Origin of the sequence: Nevskia soli, assembly GCF_903970205.1 — a bacterium.
Classification (GTDB): Bacteria; Acidobacteriota; Terriglobia; order Bryobacterales; family Bryobacteraceae; genus Bog-113.
Genome location: NZ_CAJCHS010000318.1, coordinates 1 through 5,988 on the forward strand (window position 1 = coordinate 1; position 5,988 = coordinate 5,988).

The window sequence follows — 5,988 nt, forward strand, 5'->3', positions numbered from 1 at the left end:
GGCGACGCAAGAGCGGAGCGCCCATAAGCGGCCGACGGGTGCGCAGCGGGCGCGAAGCCTTCGACCGGCTTCAGATTCCACAGCCCCATCGCGGCCAGATTGGGCAGCTTCAAACCGCGCCGCCGCGCGATATTACCCAAAGTGTCGCTCGGTTCGTCGCCGTAAGACTGAAAGTCCGGCATGGAGCCAATCCCCACGCTGTCGAGTACGATCCAGATAACGCGCGCGAACACAAGACTACGAGGGTAGCAGAGCCGCCAAAAATCGTGCGATGATTTCGGAAAGGACTCTTATGTCGAAACTCTTCTTCACTTCTCTTTTGGTTTGCGGCGGACTCGGTGTTTCCGTAGCTCCCGTTCGCGCACAAGATGCGCCGGCGGCCCCTCCAGCGGAAGCGCCGGCGACTCCTCCAGCAGAAGCGCCCGCACCGGCCGCTCCTGCCTCCGCCGGATTGACCGGCCACTGGCATATTGTGCTGGATACGCCGGGCGGCGATCGCGAACTCGACGCCGATCTTCAGTTGAACGGTGACCAGGTGACCGGAAAATGGGCGAAATCCGACGTCGCCGGAACTTTCAAAGATGGCACGCTAACGCTCAACTTCCCTTTCACTTCGGAGGAAGTCGGAGCCACCGCGCCTTTCAAAGTGTCGGGGAAGCTGGACGGCGACACGATGACGGGAACCTGGGAGTTTACCGAGTACAACGGCACGTTGAAAGGTACCCGAACCAAGGCTGATTCGGGCACCTAACCGGCTTAGCGCTCTTCCAGGTGCTTCAGTCGCGCGTCTAAAACCTCTTCAACGCGGCGCAATTGTTCAGTGAACAGCGAGCTCGAAGCATCGAACCGCGCATTCATCTCCTGCCGGAGCGCATCGATCTGACGGTTGCTTACGAGAATACCCACCAGAACGGTGAGTGTCGGAAGAACCGTCGGAGCTATAGCGAGCGCGATCTGCTGGTTATCGGTCATGACTGGCGCCCTGGTGACAGCAAAACTCTAACCCCAGTGTATGAAAGACTCGCCGAAGTTGCTGCCGCAATCAGTTCCCCGCGCACTGCGAGGCGAAGTAGCTCACCGGATCTTGAATCCAGAGCAGCGGCTTCACAGGAGTCCCGTCGCTCCAGTTGCCCATCGTGATCTGGTCGAAACCGCCATGGCCCAGGCCGTAGTTACACTGGGTGCCGTAGATCGCGCAATTGAAGTCGCCCACGCTGAGCTTCCAGGTAATGTTGTAATCGCGGTCGTCCACGGCCGCCGTGTCGTGCGGTTCGTTCGACGTTAGCGGAAACCAGTGATTTCCGATCTGCTGCGGTGTTCCGTAAGTATCTGTGATGGCTTCCAGAAAGTCCCGGTTCGACGCGGGAATCTGCGTCACTTCGCCCCAGAATTGGGATGCCAGGCAGCGGGTGTTTTGCGAATCCTCGTCGCCAACCACCATCACTAACTGCGTGCTCGCGGGGATCGCGGAAACGTCAAAGTCGACCGGTATAGCGCCTTCTCCTGTCTCCACCGCCACGATTGACTTAAAGGGAGCGACTCCACTGCCGGCCATTGCAGCCATGTCCGCCACCTGGAACGAAAGCGTCGCGCCCGCCGAGTGCCCGAACACAGTACTCAGAATGTTTCCGTTTGAGTCGGTAGCCGGTTGCACATAGGTGTCGGGATTGGAGGTGATGGTTTTCAAAGCTGTCTGATAATCCTTGAAGACAACCGAGGCGTACTTTTTAGGACTGGTGAGAGTATCGTACTCCACCCAGATCACGATGTAACCCATCTGCGCGACGTGCTGCATCCAGATCTCATAAGGCTTCGTCGTATTCCCGTCGTAACCGTGAATGAAAAGCGCAACCGGCGCCGTGGCGGGTTGCGGCTGCTCCGGTTGATAGATATAGTAGCCATTCGAAGTCTGCAAGGAATTCAAAAACTTGGTGGATCTCGAGTAAGAAGCAAACGGGGAATCGGAACCGCCGGGCCCGGCCGTCGGCTGGGGCGGGGGCGTAATCGTTTGCGCCAGTAAAGCGCCTGTCGAAAGCAGCGCTAGCGAGAGTTTAGATGTAAGTCGCATCGTATTACTTTACGCGCAAAATCACGTCCATAGATCCTTGCGATTGGTTGCAAAAAGCCTGGGCGGTGTGATCGATCTTACAGCTGCTTTTCGTGAGTTGGTACGATCAAACAGACTATGCAATCCCGCCGGATATTCCTCGGTAAAGTCGCTTCCGGCATTGCGGGTTCCATTGCCACGACCGGCGTGCTCGGCGCAAACGACCGCGTTCGGATCGGCATTATCGGTGTGGGCGATCGTGGATTGCAGATCCTTCGTGAGGCAGCCGCGTGCCCCGGAACTGAAATCACGGCACTCTGCGATGTCTACTCCAAACGACTGGACACGGCCGCGTCCGAGTTTCCGTCCGCGCGCACGTATTCGGATTACCGGCGCATGTGCGCCGACGCGTCGGTTGACGCGATCCTGGTGGCCACGCCGCAGCATCTTCACGCCGAGCACTTTACCGCCGCTCTCGACGCCGGCAAGCACGTGTACCAGGAAAAAACGATGGCGTTCACCGTGGATGATGCCAAGCGGATGCGCGCGGCCTATGCTCGCGCGGGCAGTCGGCGCGTGGTGCAGATCGGTCACCAGGCGTGTTCCTCCGGCCATGTAACGGACGCTTCGCAATTCTTCGCTTCCGGCAACGTCGGCAAGGTCACTGCGATTAACGCCAACATGTTCCGCAATACACCGCATTCGAAGCCCCAGTGGACGCGGCCCGTCAGTCCGGACATGACCGCCGAAACCGTCGCTTGGCCGTCGTTCCTGGGCAGCGCGCCGATGCGCCCGTTCGATGCTAATCGTTTCGTGAACTGGCGCTTCTATTGGGATTACTCGGGCGGGAACGTCTTCGAGAACATGTGCCATCAGGTCGCCTTCTGGTACAAGGTGATGGGCCTGCAAATCCCGAAGGCGGTCACCATGACCGGCGGCCTTTATCTATGGAAAGACGGCCGCGAAGTTCCCGATACGATGTCGGTCGCCATGGAGCAGCCCGAGGAAATCCTCTTTACCTGGAACTCCGGTTTTGGCAACAGTGAACTCGGCGTCACGGAAGATGTGCTTGGTACCGACGGAACCATCTCGCGGGGCCAGCAGATTCGCTACGTGCCACAGAAGGTGAACCGCAAGGATCTGCCCGAGAACGTGGGCCTGACTCCCACCGCGCCCGCGGCGCACATGCGCAACTTCGTGAGCGCGATTCGCAGCGGCGCGCCGGTTGCGTGTCCGTTCGATCTCGGATACCGCGTTTCGATCGCCTGCCGCATGGCGGTAGAAAGCTATCTTCAGGGCCGCACGGTGCGCTGGGATCCGGCGCGCGAAGAGATCGTCTGACCTGGCCGATACTCTACGAAAGGCCCCTACAAAGGAACAGAACAACGATGGATTTTGAGTACACACCGGAGCAGTTACAACTGCGCCGCGAAGTGCGCGATTTCGCAACCACCGAAATAGCGCCACACGTCCTCGAATGGGATGAGGCCCAGACCTTTCCCATGGAGGTTGTCAAGAAACTGGGTAAGTTGGGATATCTGGGAGCTATCTTCCCCGAAGAGTACGGCGGCGCCGGTCTCGGCTATGTCGAGTACGCCATCATCATCGAGGAGCTCTCGCGCGTGGACGGCTCCGTCGGTATCATCGTCGCCGCGCACACGTCGCTTTGTAGTAACCACATCTATAAGGCCGGAAGCGAAGAACAAAAGCAGCGCTATCTTCCCAGACTAACCACGGGCGAGTGGATCGGCTGCTGGTCGCTTACCGAACCTGAAGCCGGTTCGGACGCGGCGGGTACGCGCACCACGGCCGTGCGTTCCGGCGAGGACTGGGTGGTGAACGGATCGAAGACCTTCACGACCAACGCCCATTACGCCGATGTCTGCGTTGGCATGGCCGTTACGGATCGCGCGGCGTCGCAGCATGGGATATCGGCGTTTCTCTTCGAGAAAGACACACCTGGTTTTCGCGTGGGCAAGAAAGAGAACAAGTTAGGGCTGCGCGCCAGTGCAACCGGAGAAGTGATCTTCACGAACTGCCGCTTACCTGCAACGCAGATGCTCGGGCAACTGAACGAAGGCTTCATCGACAGCCTGCGTATTCTGGATGGCGGCCGCGTCTCGATCGCCGCTCTTTCCATCGGCATGGCGCAAGGCGCTTACGACGCGGCCTTGAAGTACTCGAAGCAGCGCAAGCAGTTCAATCGCCCGATCTCTGAGTTCCAGGCGATTCAACATAAGTTAGTCGACATGGCGACCGAGATCGATGCGTCGCGCCTGCTGACTTATCGCGCGGCAACGATGCTCGACGCCGGCAAGCGCGTAACGCGTGAATCCGCCATGGCGAAGTTATTCGCGTCGGAAGCGGCCGTAAGCATCGCCAACGAAGCGGTACAGATTCACGGCGGCTACGGGTTTATCAAAGATTATCCGGTGGAGAAGTTCTATCGTGATGTAAAGCTTTGCACCATTGGTGAAGGCACTAGCGAAATCCAGCGGCTGGTCATCGCGCGCCAGTTACTCAAAGACTGATCCGATAATGTTCTGGCTAGCCGGCGTCGCGCTCTACACCGTTATCTGCGCCGGTCTGGCGCTCTATCAGGTCCATTCGTTCGAACTGCTCGAGATTGTCGCGCGGTATGCCATTCTCTTGCCTTGCTTAGTCTGGGCCTTACGTCGCGGACCGCGCGGTAAGTCCACGTGGGCGCCCCCTCCGTGGTTTGCGTCCGCGATTCCTTTGACGATCGTGGCCGCGGTTCTAAGTTATAGCTTGTCCAGCGGGATCCTGGTTAGCGATGAAAGCGCGTATCGGTTTCAGGCCCGCATCTTTGCGACGGGCCATCTTACCGCCGAACCCTTGCCCGGAGCCGTGTCGAATCCCGCGAAGACACCGCGCGATCTCTACTTTGAACAACATATCCTGACGCCGAGCGAGTGGACCACCAAGTACTACCCTGGATGGCCGCTATTCTTAGCGCCGTTCAGCGCGATCCATCTTCAATGGCTGGCCAATCCGCTACTGTTACTCGCGTTTCTCTGGCTAACTTATAAACTGGCCCGCCGGTGGTTCGATGAAGCTAGCGCTTCGACGGCCGTTCTACTGATGTCGTTCTCGCCGTTCCTGCTTGCGCAGGGAGTAGGCGACATGTCGGATCTGTTCTGCGCGGTTCTCATCGCCGGCGTCTGGCTCCTGCTTGCGATCGGGCTGGAAACGCACGGCTGGGTAGCTTTCACGTGTATGTTCGCGTTAGTTGTCGTCGCCTTGCTGGCCCGGCCTTTCTCCACATTTGAAGCAGCGCTGGCTTTAGGGCTAACTCTGGCGATGTTCCTTCGCGGGCAGCCTCGGCGCCTGGCCGCTGTCCTCGCTATTGGTTTGGCATTCGCGATTCTCGGGGATCTCGCGCTCCGGGCTTACAACCACGCGATTACCGGACAGTTTGGCGTCTCCCCTTACGCCTTCGCGCGCGGCGGTACCGACCTGAAAGAGATCACTTTCAATCCCGCCACGATCCTATCCACAGCGACTAAGGTTGCGCGACGGAGCGTTCAGTCCACTATCGCCAATACTTTCCCCTTTCTATTTGTTCTCGCCGCCTGGGAAGCCTGGAGATCGCGCCGCCGGCCCCGCGTCTTATCTCTCGCGATCCTGTTCCCGTTAGTCGCAGGACTCTTACTGCTTCAGCCTGAAGGTTCAGGCAGCACCAATGGCGAGCGCTACTATGTGGAAGCCTTGTTCGCGGTCGCGATTCTGGCCGCGGCTGCGATCACGCGCCTGCGTCCTCCCGCGATCCTGATGTACGCGTTGCTCGGGGCGCAACTGATTGCGGTGGGATTCTCGATACCCGCCTTACAGCGCGTCAGCCGCCCATTTGAGCGCGTTCACGACCTTGCCGCGCAGTTGCCCCTCGCCGACGGCGTTGTCTATCTGGCGTCCTCGCCCGG

The 5,988-nt window shown here is 59.1% G+C and carries 5 protein-coding genes and 2 pseudogenes; 4 read left to right on the forward strand and 3 right to left on the reverse strand.

Going from position 1 to position 5,988, the window contains the following annotated elements; all coding sequences use genetic code 11:
* Positions 1-233 (reverse strand): annotated as a pseudogene (locus H1Y01_RS13875) (phosphopentomutase); the annotation flags it as partial.
* A 59-nt stretch (positions 234-292) separates the two neighbouring features.
* Here H1Y01_RS13875 and H1Y01_RS13880 point away from each other — a divergent pair.
* Positions 293-751, forward strand: a complete 459-nt coding sequence (locus H1Y01_RS13880) for a hypothetical protein (protein WP_180541109.1) — start codon at positions 293-295, stop codon at positions 749-751.
* Between the two features lie 5 nt (positions 752-756).
* Here H1Y01_RS13880 and H1Y01_RS13885 read toward each other — a convergent pair whose 3' ends face one another.
* Together H1Y01_RS13885 and H1Y01_RS13890 are read right to left on the reverse strand one after the other, a co-directional pair.
* Positions 757-972: a hypothetical protein gene (locus tag H1Y01_RS13885; RefSeq protein ID WP_180541110.1), complete on the reverse strand. Its 216-nt coding sequence runs from the start codon at positions 970-972 to the stop codon at positions 757-759.
* 70 nt (positions 973-1,042) lie between these two features.
* Positions 1,043-2,068 carry an alpha/beta hydrolase family protein gene (locus H1Y01_RS13890; RefSeq protein ID WP_180541111.1) on the reverse strand — a complete coding sequence of 342 codons (1,026 nt, stop codon included), beginning with the start codon at positions 2,066-2,068 and terminating at the stop codon, positions 1,043-1,045.
* Between the two features lie 117 nt (positions 2,069-2,185).
* On the opposite strand from H1Y01_RS13890, the gene H1Y01_RS13895 reads away from it, so the two are divergent.
* The 3 genes and pseudogenes from H1Y01_RS13895 to H1Y01_RS13905 form a co-directional block, all read left to right on the forward strand.
* Positions 2,186-3,388, forward strand: a complete 1,203-nt coding sequence (locus H1Y01_RS13895) for a Gfo/Idh/MocA family protein (protein WP_180541112.1) — start codon at positions 2,186-2,188, stop codon at positions 3,386-3,388.
* 47 nt (positions 3,389-3,435) lie between these two features.
* Positions 3,436-4,578 (forward strand): acyl-CoA dehydrogenase family protein, encoded by a 1,143-nt coding sequence (locus H1Y01_RS13900; RefSeq protein WP_180541113.1) that lies wholly within the window; start codon positions 3,436-3,438, stop codon positions 4,576-4,578.
* Positions 4,579-4,585: 7 nt separating this feature from the next.
* Positions 4,586-5,988 (forward strand): annotated as a pseudogene (locus H1Y01_RS13905) (hypothetical protein); the annotation flags it as partial.